Genomic DNA, 15,790 nt, shown 5'->3' with positions numbered 1-15,790 from the left:
TGCGCATCCGGCCGCACCGGATGGCTCCACCCCGCACGAAGGTCATAGGGTGGAGCCGGATGACCCACAGCGTGGTGGGGCGAGGGGAGTGGCTACCCATGAATCGCCGTTCGGCGACGGATCCTTCGGCGGCCGGGGCAGGCCGGACCGTAGCGGACGAGACATCGGGGGGAGCCGGTCCGGTCGGCTCGGACCTCCCGACCGGACGCCGGGTGGCGTCGGACGACGCCGGGGCACCGCCGACGGCGGGTGAGCCGACCGGCGCGGCCCTGGACGAGGTGGCCGAGGACGCCGCGCTGGCCGAGGCGGTGGAGAACCGCGAGGCGCTGCTCGCCGAGGCGGCCGGCCTCGCCAGCGCGCAGCCGGCGGCCGGCACCACCCCGGAGGAGATGGCCGACCTGGTTCGGCTCTACTGGCGGCTGGTGCCGGACGAGGAGCTGGTCGGCCGCACCGGTGCCGAGCTGTACGAGACGACCTGCCGGCACCGCACGCTCGCGCAGCAGCGCAGCAGCGGCGCGCCGCGGGTGGAGCTGCGCAACCCCGACGACAGCGGTCACACGGTGCTGTCCGTGGTGACCGACGACATGGCGTTCCTGGTCGACTCGCTGACCGCTGCGCTGGTCGCGCACGACCTGGAGATCCACCTGGTGGTGCACCCGCAGGTGGTGGTGCGCCGCAACGCCGCGGGCGAGCTGGTGGCGGTGCTGCCCCGGCTGGAGGCCGACCAGGCCGGTCCGGACGACACGGTGGAAAGTTGGATGACCTTCGAGGTCGACCGGCAGCAGGACGAGGCGGCGCTGGCGTCGCTGGCGAGCGACATCGAGCGGGTGCTCACCGATGTCCGCGAGGTGTCCGAGGACTGGCCGGCGATGGTCGACCAGGCCCGGCGGCTCGCCGGCTCGCTGCAGGACGCCCAGCTTCCGGTGCCGGACAAGGACATCCAGGACGCCGTCGAGCTGCTGCAGTGGCTCGCCGACGACCACTTCACCTTCCTCGGCTACCGCGAGTACCAGCTGGCCCAGCGCGACGGTGAGCAGCTACTGGTGCCGGTGGAGGGCAGCGGGCTGGGCATCCTGCGGGGGGCGCCGAGCAAGCCGCGCAGCCTGTCGTCGATGGCGCCGGAGGCGGAGGCGAAGGCGCTGGAGCAGCGGCTGCTGACGATCACCAAGGCGAACTCGCGGGCCACCGTGCACCGCAACGCCTACCTGGACTACATCGGCATCAAGACGTTCGACGGGGCCGGCAACGTGGTGGGGGAGAAGCGTTTCCTCGGCCTGTTCACCTCCGCCGCGTACGTGCAGTCCACCCGCCAGCTGCCGGTGGTGCGGCGCAAGGTGTCTGAGGTGCTGCGCCGGTCCGGGCTGTCACCGCGCAGCCACTCGGGCCGGGATCTGATGGAGATCCTGGAGACCTACCCGCGCGACGAGCTGTTCCAGATCTCCACCGAGGAGCTCTACCGCACGGTGATGGGCGTGTTGCGGCTGGCCGGTCGCCGGCAGCTGCGGCTGTTCGTGCGCCGCGACGCGTACGGCCGGTTCATCTCCTGCCTGGTGTTCCTGCCCCGGGACCGGTTCTCCACCCGCAACCGGCTGCGCATCCAGCAGATCCTGATGGACCGGCTCAACGGCATCGGGCTGGACTACTCGACCCGGGTCACCGAGGGCCAGCTGGCGCGCATCCACGTCATCGTGCGCACCGATCCGGGCAACCCGCCCGGCGAGCTGGATCTGGAGGCGATCCAGCACGAGCTGGCCGACGCGACCCGGCTGTGGGAGGACGACTTCCGGCTGGTGCTGGGCGCCAAGCTCGGCGACGAGCAGTCCCGCTACCTGTACGAGCGGTACGCCTCGGCGCTGCCACAGACCTACAAGGACGAGCACACGCCGTACGAGGCGTCGAAGGACCTGGCGAAGCTGGAGCTGCTGGACGAGCCGGGCGAGCTCGCGATGCACCTGTACCGGCGCCGCAAGAACGACGACGACCTGCGCTTCAAGGTGTTCCGGCTCGGCGAGCCGATGATGCTCTCGGCGCTGCTGCCGGTGCTGCACTCGCTCGGCGTGGCCGTCGCCGACGAGCGGCCGTACGAGATCCGGCGCGCCGACGGCACGATCTACCTGTACGACTTCGGGTTGCGGCCGCCGGCGGACGCGCTGGACATGTCGCAGGTGCGGGCGAAGGTGGAGAACGCGTTCTCCGCCGCCTGGCGCGGCGAGTCCGAAGTGGACGGTCTGAACCAGCTGGTGCTGCGGGCCGGGCTGACCTGGCGCCAGATCGTGATCCTGCGGCTGTACGTGAAGTACCTGCGACAGGCCGGCACGGTGTTCAGCCAGGACTACATCCAGGACACCATCGTCGCCTACCCGGGCGTCGCGACGCTGCTGGTGGCGCTGTTCGAGACCCGGTTCGATCCGCGCATCCAGCTGTCCGACGCCGCACGCACCGAGCACGGCCAGCACCTGATCGAGGCGATCACCGCGCAGCTGGACGAGGTGGCGAGCCTGGAGGCCGACCGGATCCTGCGCAACCTGCTGACGCTGATCGAGGCGACGCTGCGCACCAGCTTCTTCCAGCGCAGCCCGGGCCGGCCCAAGCCGTACGTGGCGGTCAAGCTCGACCCGCAGCGGGTGGCGGTGCTGCCGAAGCCGCGACCCCGGTTCGAGATCTTCGTGTACTCGCCCCGGTTCGAGGGCGTGCACCTGCGGTTCGGCGCGGTGGCCCGCGGCGGGCTGCGCTGGTCGGACCGCCGGGAGGATTTCCGCACCGAGATCCTGGGCCTGGTCAAGGCGCAGATGGTGAAGAACGCGGTGATCGTGCCGGTGGGCGCGAAGGGCGGGTTCGTGCTCAAGCAGGCGCCGCCGGCCAGCGACCGCGAGGCGTTCCAGGCCGAGGGCGTCGCCTGCTACCAGATGTTCATCTCGGCGCTGCTGGACATCACCGACAACATCGACCCGTCCGGTGCGGTGGTGCACCCGGCCGACGTGGTGCGCCACGACGGCGACGACACCTACCTGGTGGTGGCGGCGGACAAGGGCACCGCGACGTTCTCCGACATCGCCAACCAGATCGCCACCGACTACGGCTACTGGCTGGGCGACGCGTTCGCGTCCGGCGGTTCGGTCGGCTACGACCACAAGAAGATGGGCATCACCGCGCGCGGCGCGTGGGAGTCGGTGAAGTACCACTTCCGAGAACTTGTTCGAGGACGCGACGAGCACGGCCGGGAGGCCGGTACCGACTGCCAGACCGAGCCGTTCACCGCGGTCGGCGTCGGCGACATGTCCGGCGACGTGTTCGGCAACGGGATGCTGTGCAGCGAGACGACCCGGCTGATCGCCGCGTTCGACCACCGGCACATCTTCCTCGACCCGAACCCGGATGCGGCCCGCTCGTACGCGGAGCGGCGGCGGATGTTCGACCTGCCGCGGTCCAGCTGGGCCGACTACGACACCTCGACGATCTCGGCCGGCGGCGGGGTGTGGCCGCGGACCGCGAAGTCGATCCCGATCGCCGGCCCGGCGCGCGCCGCGCTGGGACTGCCCGACGACGTGACGTCGCTGTCGCCGCCGGAGCTGATCCGGGCGATCCTGCTGGCGCCGGTCGACCTGCTGTGGAACGGCGGCATCGGTACCTACGTCAAGGCCAGCACCGAGAACAACGCCGAGGTCGGCGACAAGGCCAACGACGCGGTGCGGGTCGACGGCGGCCAGCTTCGCTGCAAGATCGTCGGCGAGGGCGGCAACCTGGGCTGCACCCAGCTGGGCCGGGTCGAGTTCGCCGCCGCCGGTGGCCGGATCAACACCGACTTCATCGACAACTCCGCCGGGGTGGACACCTCCGACCACGAGGTGAACATCAAGGTGCTGCTGAACCGGGCGAAGGCGGCCGGTGAGCTGACCGAGGAGGCGCGCCGGGACCTGCTGGCCAGCATGACCGAGGAGATCGGCGAGCACGTCCTGCTCGACAACTACGACCAGAACACCGCGTTGGGCTGCGCCCGCGCCCAGGCGTACCCGCTGCTGCCGGTGCACCGGCGGCTGATCACCGACCTGGAGCGCTCCGGCCGGCTGGACCGGGTGCTGGAAGGGCTGCCGACCGACGAGGAGCTTGCGCTCCGGGACAAGCAGAACCTCGGGCTGTACTCGCCGGAGTTCTGCGTGATCCTCGCCTACGTCAAGATCGCGCTGGAGGACGAGCTGCTCGACTCCACCCTGCCGGACGAGCCGTGGACCGCGCAGACGCTGATCGACTACTTCCCGACCGCGCTGCGCGAGCGGTACGCCGACCAGATGGCCGAGCACCCGCTGCGCCGCGAGATCGTCACCACCCTGCTGGTCAACGAGACCGTCAACCGGGGCGGCATCTCGTTCGTGTACCGGGCGATGGAGGAGACCGGCGCGAGCGCCGCCGACGTGCTGCGGGCGTTCGTGATCACCCGGGACGTGTTCGGGTTGGCGCCGCTGTGGCGCGGGCTGGAGGCGCTGGACAACACGGTGCCGGCGGCCGCGCAGATCGACGCGCTGCTGCGTACCCGGCGGGCGCTGGATCGGGCGGTGCGCTGGATCCTGCAGAACCGGCGCAGCCCGCTGTCGGTACCGGAGGAGATCGAGCGGTTCGCGCCGGGGATGGCCGAGCTGCTGCCGAAGGTTGGCACCCTGTACCGCGGCGCCGAGCAGGAGGCGTACGCCGAGCACCGCGACGAGCTCGTGGCCGAGGGGGTACCGGCCGAGCTCGCCGACCGGGCGACCCGGGTGCTGTGGGGCTTCGGCCTGCTCGACGTGGTCGAGGTGGGGCACGCGACGGGCCGGCCGCTGGCAGAGATCGCGGACGTCTACTACGCGATGTCGGAGCGGTTCCGGGTGGACGAGTTGCTGGACAAGATCTCCGACCTGCCCCGGCACGACCGCTGGCAGACGCAGGCCCGGCAGGCGCTGCGCTACGACCTGTACGCGGCACTCGCGGCGCTGACCGCCGAGGCGTTGGCGGCCACCGACGAGTCGCTGCCGGCCACCGAACGGGTCGACGCGTGGGCGCAGCAGAACGCCACGCCGATCGGCCGCGCGCTGTCGGCGATCGGCGAGTTCCACGGCACCAGCTCGGACCTGGCCGCCCTGTCGGTGTTGCTGCGGCAGATCCGTACCGTGGTCCGCACCTCGGCGCTGGCCGCGAACTGACCCCGAGCCCGGGCCCGGCGCATCGCCGGGTCCGGCGCGGGGACTGGGGGAGAATCCCGGACGCGCGACCCGCGGCGGTGCGGCATCCTGGGGGGATGCGCGGCGAAGTGGGCCCCATCGAGGAGTACGTGCGTGCGCTGACCGCGGCGCTGCCCGGTCCGGCGCGCGCCCGGGCGAGCCTGGTTGGCGAGGCCCGGGACGGCCTGGTCGACGCGGCCACCGCCTACCGGGCGGCCGGTTACCCGACCGGGCGGGCCGAGCAGCTGGCGGTCGCCGACTTCGGCACCGTCGGTGAGCTGGCCGGCGAGTACCGCACCGAGCTGGCGCTGTCGCAGGGGCGCCGCACGCTGCTGTTGACCGCGGCGGTGCAGCTGAACGTGTGGCTGTTCTCCGAGCTGTCCTGGCGGCTGGCGGAGCATCAGGTGTGGTCGAGCGCGACGCCGTCCGCGGGGTACCGGCTGCTGGCCCGTGCGGTGGACGCGCTGCAGCTGATCCCGGCCGGGTTGGCGCTGTGCGCGGTGCTGGTCGCGTTCACCTACGGCCAGCGGGTGCTCTCCCGCCCCGAGCTGCTGGCCCGCGCCTCCGGCGTCTTCGGCTTCGGCGTCGCGGCGACGATGCTGGTCTCGTGTGCGGTGATGTCGGTGGCCACGCCGGGCCTGGCGAGTGTGGGCTCGGTGACCACGTCGGTGCTGGCCGCCGCGGTGCCGGCCGGGCTGATCGCGGCCAGTGCCCGCCGCTCGCTCGTCGCGGCGGCGCCACGTCCGGCCTGACCGTGGCGGTGCCACGTCCGTCCTGACCGGGGCGGTGCCACGTCCGGCCTGATCGTGGCGGCGCCACGTCCGGTCTGACCGCGGCGGCACCACGTCCGGCCTGATCGCGGCGGCGCCGCAGCGGCCGACCGCGGGCGCTGCGGTCAGCCGGTGCCGAGGACGCCTTCGATGACGGCGCTGAAGTCGCGCCAGTCGGCCCGTTCGGCGGCGAGGAACCGGCTGCCGGCGTCGGTGATCCAGTAGGTGCGGCGCTTGCGGCCGGCCACGGTGGCCCACTCGCTGCGCAGGTAGCCGGCCCGCTCCAGCCGGCGCAGCGCCGGGTAGAGGGTGCCCGTGGGCATGGTGACGGCGCCGCCGCTGCGTGCCGACAGTGCCTCGGCGATCGCGTACCCGTGCCGGGGGCCGCCGTCGAGGACGGCGAGCACCAGTGCGTCGAGGTGCCCGCGGAGCCGGTCCGCCTTCATGTCGCCAACCTACCCATCCGCCGATCTCGGCGCCCACTGCCTCAGGGTGATCTCGGGGTTGCGTGTCGCCCTTCTACATGTAGCGTGTCTACAGGTAGGGCGTCAACTGATGGGAGAGCTCGTGACCGCCGTCGACCTGGCCCGGGTGCAGTTCGCGCTCACCGCGAACGTGCACTTCCTGTTCGTGGTGCTGACCCTCGGCCTGACGCCGATCATCGCGATCATGCAGACCCGGTACGTGCTGACCGGCCGGGCCGTGCACCTGACCATGACGCGCTACTGGGGCCAGCTCTACGTGGTCAACTACGGCCTGGGCATCGTCACCGGGCTGGTGATGGAGTTCCAGTTCGGCCTCGCCTGGACCGGCGTCGACCGGGTGGCCGGGCAGGTGTTCGGTGCGCCGCTGGCACTCGAGACGATCGTCGCCTTCTTCGCCGAGGCGACCTTCCTCGGCATCTGGATCTTCGGCTGGGGCACCCTGCCGAAGGTCGTGCACCTGATCTCGTTCTACCTGGTCACGATCACCGCGTACGCCTCGGCGGTGTTCGTCATGGTGGCCAACGGCTTCCTGCAGCACCCGGTCGGGTACGTGCTGCGCGACGGCACCGCGCGCATCACCGACCTGCGCGCGCTGTTCACCAACCCGGAGGCCGTCGGCGCGCTGCGCCACCTGGTACCGGCGGCGTTGATGCTCGGCGGCATGGTGGTCGCCGGGATCAGCGCCTGGCAGCTGCGCCGGCACCCGGACGACACCGACGTGTTCCTGCGCTCGCTGCGGATGGGCGTGCTGGTCGGTGTCGCCGGCGCGTTCTTCACGTTCGCCTTCGGCTGGGCGCAGCTGGACTACCTGCGCACCGATCAGCCCGGCAAGGTCGACGCGATCATGCCGTCGAAGGACGCCGGGCCGGTGACCGACCGGCCACCGGGGTGGATCGCGCTGCCGTTCTCGATCATGCAGCAGTTCGGCGAGTACTCCGCCTATCTCGGGCTGTTCCTGCTGCCGTTCCTGATCCGCCGCTGGATCGTGCGCCGGCGGATCCTGCTGCGGGTGATGACCTGGTGGATCCCGCTGCCCTTCGTCGCCGTGGTCTGCGGCTGGCTGGTGCGCGAGGTGGGCCGGCAGCCGTGGGCCATCTACGGGGTGCTGCGCACCGCGGACGCCACCTCGCTGTCGACCGGCCAGGTCGCGGTGTCGCTCGCGCTGTTCGGCGTCGTCGTGGTCGGCCTCGCCGGGACGAACTGGTTGGTACTGCTGATGCTCGCGCGACGCGGCCCGCACCGGCTGGCGCTCGGCCGGGTGCTCGGCGACGACGAGCCGGCCGCGGCGACCGAACCCGCCGTGGTGTGAGAGGGGACGAGAGATGGACGTTGCGTTGACCGCCGTGTTGCTGCTGCTCGTGGCCGGCTGGTTCGTGCTCGACGGGTACGGGCTGGGCACCGGGATCCTGCTGCACCGGCTGGCACCGCCCGGCTGGCCGCGCCGGCGGGTCCTCACCGGCGTCGGCCCGGTGCTGCTGGCCAACGAGATGTGGCTGGTCGCCGCGGCCGGGCTGGTCGCCGGCGCGTTCCCGGCCGCCGAGCGGGTACTGGCCGACGCCTGGCCGGCGGTGGTCCCGGGCCTGTGCGCCTGGGTGCTGCGCGATGCCGGCCTGTGGCTGCGCGGCCGCCGCGACACGGTCCGCTGGCGCCGCTGGTGGGAGGGTGCGTACGCGCTGGGCAGCCTGGTGTTCGCGGCCTGCTGGGGGCTGCTGCTCGGCGGCCTCGCCCTCGGCCTGCCGAGCGCGCTCGGCCTGACCGACCCGGCGACCGTCTGGTTCGGCCCGGCGTGCGGGGTCGCGGTGGCCCTCGTGCTCGCCACGCACGGCGCCGCGGTCACCGCGCTCCGGGTGCCGTCGGCGGCCGACCGCGCGGTACGCCTCGCCGACCGGCTGGCGCTGCCCGCCGCCGTGACGACGCTGCTGGTGACGCTCGCCGGCCTGACCCTGCCCGCGGTACGCGCCCAGCTCGCGTCGGCCGCCGCCCTCGTCCTGCTCTCCCCGCTCGGGCTGCTGTTCGCCCGACGCGCACTGCGACACCAGCAGCGCCGGCGCGCCGCGGCCGGTACCGCGGTCGCCGCCGCGGCGCCGGCACTGGCCGTACTCGGCTGTGCGGCCCCGCACCTGGTCGCGATCGCCGGCGACTCGAGGGTGGTGGCGGTGCTGCTGCTCGCCGCGGTCCCGGTCGTGCTCGCCCACCAGGGCCTGTTGTGGTGGCTGTTCCGGCGCCCGGTCACCGGCCGTACGGTCGCGTTCTTCTGATGTCCGGCAACCGAACCCGCGCCCGCGTCGGCCGGCTGCCCGAGGTGCGCCGGCTCCTTGCGGTCGGCTGGCTGGCGGCCACCGGCCTGGCCGTACTGACCGTCGCGCAGCTGGAGCTGCTGGCCCGGCTGATCGTCGCGGTCATCGACAGCGGCGGCACGGTTCTCGGCGGCCGGGGTGTGGCCGGGCTGGCCATGGCGCTGGCGGGGGTCACGGTGGCGCGCGCGGTACTGGCCGGGTGCCGGGAGGCGCTCGCCGGGCGCACCGCCGCGCGGGCCACCGCGGCGCTGCGGCACCGGGTACTCGCCGCGGCGCAGCAGCTCGGTCCGCACTGGGTTTCCGGGCGGCGCACCGGCGAGCTGGTGGCGCTGACCGACCGCGGCATCGACGCGCTCACCCCGTACCTGCGCGACTACCTGCCGCAGCTCGCGCTGGCCGCCGCGGTGCCGGTCGCGGTACTGATCCGGCTCTGCTGGGCCGATCCGACCTCGGCACTGGTGGTGGCCGCGACGCTGCCGCTGATCCCGCTGTTCGGCGCGCTCGCCGGCCGCCAGGCCCGGTTCGCCACCCGCCGGCAGTGGCGCCGGCTGTCCGTCCTGAGTGGACACTTTCTGGACACGGTGCTCGGGCTGCCGACGCTGCGCGCGTTCGGCCGGGCCGGCGCGCACGCGGTACGGCTGCGGGCGGTCGCCGACGCGCACCGGCGCGCCACCATGACCGCGTTGCGCGTCGCCTTCCTCACCTCGCTGGTCCTGGAGCTGGTCGCGGCGCTGTCGCTGGCCCTGCTCGCGGTGCCGATCGGGCTGCGGCTGCTCGCCGGCGAGCTCGATCTGCGTACCGCGCTGATCGTGCTGCTGCTCGCCCCCGAGGCGTACCTGCCGCTGCGGGCGCTCGGCGCGCGCTTCCACGCCGGTGCCGCCGGCCTCGCCGCCGCCGACGACGCCTTCGCGGTACTCGACACCGCGGCCACCGCCCCTGCCGTGCCCGCCGCCGGCCGTGCCGGTGCGGTGGACGGCGACCGTGTCGGTGTGGCGGACGGTGGCCGTGTTGGTGCGGCCAGCATCGGTGCCGTCGGTGGGGGCGCGCGGCGGGCTCGGCGGGCCGGTCCGGGGTCGGTGCTGGTGCGGTGCGAGGACGTGACGGTCCGGTACCCCGGCCGGGACGGGCCGGCGCTGTGCGGGTTCGAGCTGACCGTGGCGGTCGGCGACCGGCTGGTGCTGACCGGCCCGAGCGGGGTCGGCAAGAGCACGGTCCTCGCGCTGGTGCTGGGTTTCGTCCGGCCGACGCGCGGCCGGGTGCTGCTCGGCGGGCGGGATCTCGCCGCCATGGACCGGACGGAGCTGGCCGGTTGGCGGGCCCGGCTTGGCTGGCTGCCGCAACGGCCCCGGCTGTTCGCCGGCACGCTCGCCGCCAACGTCGCGCTCGGGGCACCCGGCGCGGACGAGGCGCGGATCCGTCGCGCGATCCGGGCCGCCGCCCTGGGCGAGGTGGTCGCCGGCCTGCCCGCGGGGCTGCACACCATGCTCGGCGAGAACGGGTACGGGCTGTCCGCGGGGCAGCGGCAGCGGGTGGCGCTGGCCCGCGCGCTGTGCCGGGACGCGCCGCTGCTGCTGCTCGACGAGCCGACCGCCCGGTTGGACACGGCGACCGAAGCGGCGGTGCTGGCCGCGGCGGCCCGGCTGCCGGCCGACCGTACCCTGCTCGCGGTCGCGCACCGGCCGGCCGCCATCGCCGCCGCGCGACCGGTACCGCTGCTGCCGCCGATGACCGGCGCCGACCGGGCAAGTCCGCTGCGCCCCGAGCCGGCTGCCCCGGACCGGGCCGCGTCGGGGCAGGCCGCCGATGCCCGGGCGGTGTCGCCACCGGAGGCGGTCGGCGTCGACCGGGCGGTACCGTCGCCGGCTGCGCCACATCACCCGGTGGCGGCGGCGCCGGGAACCGACCTCGCGGAGTTGCGATGATGAAGGAATCGGTTGTGGTGCAAGGGAAGTGCGGCGGGTCGGTGCTGCGCGCGGTGTGCTGGCCGGTGGCGCTCGCCGCGGCCGCCGCCGCGGGTGCGGAGCTGGCCGGTACCGCGCTGCTCGCGACCGCGGCCTGGCTGCTCGCGCGGGCGGCACAACAGCCTGGGCTCGCGGCGCTGTCGGTGGCGATCGTCGCGGTCCGCGCGTGCGCACTGCTGCGCGGCACCCTGCGCTACGCCGAACGGCTCACCGGGCACCGCGCGGCGCTGCAGGCGCTGGCCCGGCTGCGCGAACGGGTGTACGCGGCGCTGGTCCCGCTGGCGCCCGGCGGCCTGCCCGGCTGGCGGCGGGCGCAGCTGCTGCACCGGATGGTCACCGACACCGAGGCGGTGCAGGATCTCGTCGTGCGCTGCCTGGTGCCGGCCGCCGGCGCAGCGCTCGCCGGCGGGCTCGGCCTGGTCGTACTGGCGGCGCTGTCCCCGGCGTCGGTGCCGCCGCTGCTCGTCGCCCTCCTCGGTACCGGGCTGGTCCTGCCGGCGTGCGCCGGCCGGCAACGCCGCCGCAGCGCGCCCGCGGACGACACCGCCGTGGCGGTGACCGCCACCGACCTGCTGGACGGTGCGGCCGAGTTCGCCGCGTACTCCGCCGAGCCGGTCGCGCTGGCCGCGGCAACCGCCGCGCACACCGACCGGGCCGATCGGGAGCGCACCGAGGCGCGGGTGGCCGGCCTGCTGGCCGCGGTCGGCATCGCCCTGCAGGGGCTCGCCACGGCGGCCGCGACGGTACTTGCCGCGCCGGCCGGCGGCCCGGCGGTCGCGGTGGTCGCGCTGACCACCCTGGTGGCCCTGGAGCCGTCGCTGGCGCTGCCGGTGGCCGCCCGCCGGTTCGTCGACGCGCGGGCGGCGCTGCGCCGGGTCCACGCGGTACTCGCCGCCCCGGCGCCGGTGGCCGAACCGGCCGCGCCGCTGCCGGTACCGGCCGGGAGCGTCGAGCTGACGATCCGTGACCTGTGGGTGCGTCACGCCGACGACCGGGCGCCGGCGCTGGCCGGGGTGAGCGTCGACGTGCGGCCCGGCAGCCGGCTCGTCGTGACCGGGCCGAGCGGATCGGGCAAGAGCACCCTGCTCGCCGCGCTGCGCCGGTTCGTCGCTCCGGCGGCCGGCGAGATCCGGCTCGACGGCGCGCCGATCGACGCGTACGCCGGGGCGGACGTGCGGCGGCTGATCGGCGGCGTCGGCGAGGAGGCGTACCTGTTCGACACCACGCTGGCCGCGAACCTGCGCCTCGGCGACCCCGCGGCGACCGACGACCAGCTCCGGGCCGTCCTGCACCGGGTCGGCCTGGGCGAGCGGTTCACCGGCGGGCTGGACGCCGAACTCGGCCAGGACGGCAGCGCCCTGTCGGGTGGCGAGCGACAGCGCGTGCTGCTCGCGCGGGCGCTGCTCGCCGACCCGCAGATCCTGCTGCTGGACGAACCGACCGAGGGGCTGCCCGCCACCGACGCGGACCGGTTGCTGCGCGACCTGCTCGCCGCCACGGCCGGCCGCACCACGATCCTGGTCAGCCACGACCCGGCCGCCCTCGCACACGCCGACCAGGTCCTCGACCTCGGCGCCGCGGCAGCGGGTCGGGATCGGGTCAGTCGCTGGTGTCGCGGCGCAGCTTCTTGATGTCGCCGCGACGGCGCTTGGCGTTCAGCCGGCGGGTCACCGCACCGCGGGACGGCTTGGTCGCGCGGCGGGTCGGCGGCGGTGGCGCGATGGCTCGTCGGACCAGCTCGGCGAGGCGCTGGGCGGCGGCACGGCGGTTGTCCAGCTGCGCCCGGTGCTCGGACGCGGCCACCGTCAGCACCCCGTCGACCAACCGGGAACCGAGCCGCTCGACCGCCCGGTCCCGCAGGGTCGGCGACAGCACCGGCGAGTTGACCAGGTCCCAGGACAGCTCGACCCGGGAGTCGGCGGTGTTGACGCCCTGCCCGCCGGGCCCGCCGGACCGGGAGAACCGCCACCGCAGCTCGACCCCCGGAATGGAGATCGAACGGGTCACGGTCAGCGGCTCGGGCATGATCCCCAGCCTATGTCGTACCCATCGACCGACGTCACCGCATTACCGCGCGGTCAGCGGCCGTTGCGGTAGACGACGCGGAAGCCGAGGTGGTCGGCGAAGGGAGCGAATCGGGCCGAGCGCATCGTCGACTCGGCCGAGTCGACCCGCTTGCCGTTCACCAGCCGGTCGAGCAGCACCGTCTCGAAGGCGGCCGCCTCCACCCAGTCGACCGCCTTGGTGTAGCCGCAGATCAGGGCCGCGCCGGTGCGGTCGAGGAAGTCGCGCAGCATCCGGTCGGGCGCCTTGAGCACCGCGCAGCTGCCGAAGAACAGCCGGCGGCCGGGACACTTGCCGGCGAGGATCTCGCCCACCTCGTCCAGCTCGATGGTGTTGTCGTGGTGGTTGAACTCGGTCAGCAGCAGCCGCTGCGGCTCACCGTGCACCGCGAAGAAGCCGACGTTGTAGTCGTCGTACTGCTTGAGGGTCCAGCGGTCAAGGTAGTACTCCAGCTCCTGGGCGGTGGCGACGTCCTTGTGGATGTACCTGATGCTCTGGATGCGCTCCAGCAGCTCCAGCGTGGGGAGCACCGAGCCGCGACTGGTCATGTCGCGCGCCCACTGACCTTCCACGCAGAACACGCCACCCCGTGACATTCCGCAGCGCTCCCTTCGCCGTACGGCGCCGTGCGGAGTCTAAGCAGTGCCCCTGACAGGAGTACATCGCCCGAAAGAGAGGCTCGCCGCGGGCCGCCGCATATACACTCCACGCGCTCGGAACGCAACGCTGCGTGTCCTCAGCGTGCCGGTCCGGACGGGTCGGCGCCGACCGGCACCGCGACCCGCTTCACCAGCCGTACGGCGAGGGGCCCGTCCGGGCCGGACTCCCGGTAGCCGCTGGACCGGTAGAGCCGGAGATTGTCGGTACTGTCCCGGCCGGTGCTGAGGGTCAGCGTGCCGATCCCGGACGCCGGCGCGGCCGCCTCGGCATGGCGCAGCAGGGCGCGGCCGAGGCCGCGGCCGCGCTGGTCGGGCGCCACCATGAGCCGGCCGATCAGCCAGCTGTCGCCGACCCGGCGCGCCCGTACGGCGCCGATCAGCCTGCCGTTTCGCCGCAGGCACCAGGTCGACCACTCGGCCAGCCAGGCGGTCACGTCGTCGAGGCTCTCCCGCAGCGCGCCGAGTTCCAGCGTCGCGTTGGCGATCGCCTCGTCGACCCAGCAGCACCGCTGGAGCACGAGCAGTTCCGCCGCGTCCCGCGGCCCGGCCGGGTGCAGCCACAGCTCGCGGCCGAACGGGGACGCCACCGGAGCCGACGGCGCCGGCCTTCGGGCGAGCGTGAGCGGCCGGACGGCGGTACCGATGCGGTGCAGTTCGGCGAGCGCGGTCGCGGCGCGGCGGTCGAACGCGGCGCCGGGCGCCACGGTGTCGCCGAACCGGCTGTCGGCGAGCCGCAGGAACAGGTCGGCGCCGGTCGGCACCATCCGTAGCGCGGTGGTGACCTGCCGGGCCATCTGCACGCTGCGGGTGCCGGCCGAGGTGTTGCCGTACCCGACGAACAGCACCGGCTTGAACGCCCACTCGTCGTAGAGGTAGTCCAGCGCGTTCTTCAGCGCCGCCGGCATGCCCCCGTTGTACTCGGGGGTCACCACGACGATCGCGTCGGCGGCGGCGACCCGGGCGCTCCAGGCGAGCGTGTGCGGGTGCTGGTAGTCGCCCTCGCTCGGCTCTGCCGGCTCGTCCAGCATCGGCAGGGCGAGATCGCCGAGGTCGACCGGGTCGAGGTCGATGTGCAGGTCGGCGGCGGTGTCGCGGGTCGCGCGCCGGAACCAGTCGGCGACGGCGGGACCGATGCGGTTCGGCCGGGTGCTTGCGCTCAGCAGCAGTACGGAGAATGTCTGTGACATGTCAATGAGACTAGCGCACCATTCTTTGACATGTCAATGTGGCGGCCGACGACCCCACCCGCGTGGCCGACCCTCCGGACGGAGACTTGACCCTGAAGTTGGTCGAGGGAGGAGGGTTCGAGGCGTGTTCGACGGGGGACTGCTGAGCATCGGGGAGCTGGCTCGCGCGAGCGGGCTGCCGGTCAGCGCGCTGCGCTTCTACGACGGGGCGCGGCTGCTGGTGCCGGCGCAGGTCGACCCGCGCAGCGGCTACCGGCGGTACGGCCCGGACCAGGTCGCCGCGGCCCGGCTCGTGGCGCGGCTGCGCCGGGTCGGCATGCCGCTGGCCGACATGCGGTTGCTGCTGGCCGCCCGGCACGACCGGCGGCTCGTCGGTGCGCTCGTCGCCGAACACCTGGCCCGGCTGGAGGCCGGGCTGGCCGACGCCCGACGAGAACTGGAGCACGTCGTGTCCGAGACCGATCCCGCCGTGACGACCTTCCGCGTCACGCCCGCCGATCTGCGCCGCGCCCTCGCCGCGGTCACCTTCGCGCTGCCGTCCGGTACCGGCACGCACGCCGTTCCGTCGGCCGCCGAGGACTCCGGCGTGCTGGACGCGGTGCTGTTCGACGTCGCTGCCGACCGGCTGACGCTGGTCGCCACCGACCGGTACCGGCTGGCGGTCAGCTCGGTGCCGGTCACCGACCGGACCGGGCCGAACGGCCGGCTGTGCGTGCCGCGAGTCGAGCTGCCCCGCATCGCCGCGCTCACCGGCGACCACCTCGACGGCCGGATCGACGGCGAGGTGATGCGGCTCGGTGAACTGCAGCTGGCGGCCCAGCCGGGGGAGTACCCCGACTACCAGCAGGTGACCGCATCGATTGGCGGACAACGGATTCCCACCGACGGCGAGCGGCTGCGCGAGCTGCTGTCGGCCGGCCCGCTGCGCACCGTACCGGAGTGTGCCGGCCCGGTCGCCGCACTCGGCGTGGACGCCGCCGGCACGCTTGCGGTGCTCGACGCCGCCGACGGCGGGTTGCTCGCCGCGGTCAACCGCGACTTCCTGCTCGACGCGGTGGCCGCGGCGCCCGCCGGGCAGCTCGTTCTCGACTTCGCCGGCCCGAGCCACCCGCTCGCCATCCGCGACCCCGATGACCCCACCACCTACTCGATCCTGATGCCCGTGCGCCTGCCGTGAC

At 74.0% G+C, this 15,790-nt stretch carries 11 protein-coding genes; 7 read left to right on the top strand and 4 right to left on the bottom strand.

Going from position 1 to position 15,790, the window contains the following annotated elements; genetic code table 11:
* Nucleotides 1-98 precede the first annotated feature (98 nt).
* Both Asera_RS26740 and Asera_RS26735 read left to right on the top strand, forming a co-directional pair.
* Nucleotides 99-5,171, top strand: coding sequence for an NAD-glutamate dehydrogenase (locus Asera_RS26740; protein WP_084130874.1), 5,073 nt, complete (start codon nucleotides 99-101; stop codon nucleotides 5,169-5,171).
* Nucleotides 5,172-5,266: 95 nt separating this feature from the next.
* Nucleotides 5,267-5,941 (top strand): permease prefix domain 1-containing protein, encoded by a 675-nt coding sequence (locus Asera_RS26735; protein ID WP_157034610.1) that lies wholly within the window; start codon nucleotides 5,267-5,269, stop codon nucleotides 5,939-5,941.
* Nucleotides 5,942-6,084: 143 nt separating this feature from the next.
* On the opposite strand, the gene Asera_RS26730 is transcribed toward Asera_RS26735, so the two are convergent.
* On the bottom strand, nucleotides 6,085-6,405 hold the full coding sequence (locus Asera_RS26730) for a PadR family transcriptional regulator (RefSeq protein ID WP_030444440.1): 321 nt from the start codon (nucleotides 6,403-6,405) through the stop codon (nucleotides 6,085-6,087).
* Nucleotides 6,406-6,514: 109 nt separating this feature from the next.
* Between Asera_RS26730 and Asera_RS26725 the strand changes: the two genes are divergently transcribed.
* From Asera_RS26725 to cydC, 4 genes are read left to right on the top strand one after another with little or no spacing between them, the layout of a single operon-like run.
* Nucleotides 6,515-7,753 carry a cytochrome ubiquinol oxidase subunit I gene (locus tag Asera_RS26725; protein WP_211255452.1) on the top strand — a complete coding sequence of 413 codons (1,239 nt, stop codon included), beginning with the start codon at nucleotides 6,515-6,517 and terminating at the stop codon, nucleotides 7,751-7,753.
* A gap of 13 nt (nucleotides 7,754-7,766) precedes the next feature.
* Nucleotides 7,767-8,702 (top strand): cytochrome d ubiquinol oxidase subunit II, encoded by a 936-nt coding sequence (locus tag Asera_RS26720; RefSeq protein ID WP_030444442.1) that lies wholly within the window; start codon nucleotides 7,767-7,769, stop codon nucleotides 8,700-8,702.
* Nucleotides 8,702-10,663 carry a thiol reductant ABC exporter subunit CydD gene (gene cydD / locus Asera_RS26715; RefSeq protein ID WP_084130875.1) on the top strand — a complete coding sequence of 654 codons (1,962 nt, stop codon included), beginning with the start codon at nucleotides 8,702-8,704 and terminating at the stop codon, nucleotides 10,661-10,663. The genes Asera_RS26720 and cydD overlap by 1 nt, the downstream gene beginning before the upstream one ends.
* Nucleotides 10,660-12,333: a thiol reductant ABC exporter subunit CydC gene (gene cydC, locus Asera_RS26710; RefSeq protein ID WP_084130876.1), complete on the top strand. Its 1,674-nt coding sequence runs from the start codon at nucleotides 10,660-10,662 to the stop codon at nucleotides 12,331-12,333. The genes cydD and cydC overlap by 4 nt, the downstream gene beginning before the upstream one ends.
* Here cydC and arfB read toward each other — a convergent pair.
* The 3 genes from arfB to Asera_RS26695 all read right to left on the bottom strand — a co-directional run bounded on the left by arfB (nucleotide 12,302) and on the right by Asera_RS26695 (nucleotide 14,612).
* On the bottom strand, nucleotides 12,302-12,727 hold the full coding sequence (gene arfB, locus Asera_RS26705) for an alternative ribosome rescue aminoacyl-tRNA hydrolase ArfB (RefSeq protein ID WP_030444445.1): 426 nt from the start codon (nucleotides 12,725-12,727) through the stop codon (nucleotides 12,302-12,304). The two genes, cydC and arfB, sit on opposite strands and share 32 nt — an antisense overlap.
* 53 nt (nucleotides 12,728-12,780) lie before the next feature.
* Entirely contained in the window at nucleotides 12,781-13,362 is a 582-nt protein-coding gene (locus Asera_RS26700; protein ID WP_030444446.1) for a DUF6642 family protein, read from the bottom strand.
* A 140-nt stretch (nucleotides 13,363-13,502) separates the two neighbouring features.
* The gene (locus Asera_RS26695; RefSeq protein ID WP_030444447.1) at nucleotides 13,503-14,612 is read right to left on the bottom strand and encodes a bifunctional NAD(P)H-dependent oxidoreductase/GNAT family N-acetyltransferase; all 1,110 of its coding nucleotides are present in this window, start codon (nucleotides 14,610-14,612) and stop codon (nucleotides 13,503-13,505) included.
* A 124-nt stretch (nucleotides 14,613-14,736) separates the two neighbouring features.
* Between Asera_RS26695 and Asera_RS26690 the strand changes: the two genes are divergently transcribed.
* Nucleotides 14,737-15,789, top strand: a complete 1,053-nt coding sequence (locus Asera_RS26690) for a MerR family transcriptional regulator (RefSeq protein ID WP_051801565.1) — start codon at nucleotides 14,737-14,739, stop codon at nucleotides 15,787-15,789.
* The last annotated feature ends 1 nt before the right edge of the window (nucleotide 15,790 follow it).

Source organism: Actinocatenispora sera (assembly GCF_018324685.1).
Taxonomy (GTDB): domain Bacteria; phylum Actinomycetota; class Actinomycetes; order Mycobacteriales; family Micromonosporaceae; genus Actinocatenispora; species Actinocatenispora sera.
This window is presented reverse-complemented; position numbering and strand designations above follow the sequence as displayed.

Excerpts from the sequence above, each read along its gene's own strand:
- Asera_RS26740 (WP_084130874.1), top strand. The coding sequence starts at position 99 with ATGAATCGCCGTTCGGCGACGGATCCTTCGGCGGCCGGGGCAGGCCGG.
- Asera_RS26735 (WP_157034610.1), top strand. The coding sequence starts at position 5,267 with ATGCGCGGCGAAGTGGGCCCCATCGAGGAGTACGTGCGTGCGCTGACC.
- Asera_RS26730 (WP_030444440.1), bottom strand. The coding sequence starts at position 6,405 with ATGAAGGCGGACCGGCTCCGCGGGCACCTCGACGCACTGGTGCTCGCC.
- Asera_RS26725 (WP_211255452.1), top strand. The coding sequence starts at position 6,515 with ATGGGAGAGCTCGTGACCGCCGTCGACCTGGCCCGGGTGCAGTTCGCG.
- Asera_RS26720 (WP_030444442.1), top strand. The coding sequence starts at position 7,767 with ATGGACGTTGCGTTGACCGCCGTGTTGCTGCTGCTCGTGGCCGGCTGG.
- cydD (WP_084130875.1), top strand. The coding sequence starts at position 8,702 with ATGTCCGGCAACCGAACCCGCGCCCGCGTCGGCCGGCTGCCCGAGGTG.
- cydC (WP_084130876.1), top strand. The coding sequence starts at position 10,660 with ATGATGAAGGAATCGGTTGTGGTGCAAGGGAAGTGCGGCGGGTCGGTG.
- arfB (WP_030444445.1), bottom strand. The coding sequence starts at position 12,727 with ATGCCCGAGCCGCTGACCGTGACCCGTTCGATCTCCATTCCGGGGGTC.
- Asera_RS26700 (WP_030444446.1), bottom strand. The coding sequence starts at position 13,362 with ATGTCACGGGGTGGCGTGTTCTGCGTGGAAGGTCAGTGGGCGCGCGAC.
- Asera_RS26695 (WP_030444447.1), bottom strand. The coding sequence starts at position 14,612 with ATGTCACAGACATTCTCCGTACTGCTGCTGAGCGCAAGCACCCGGCCG.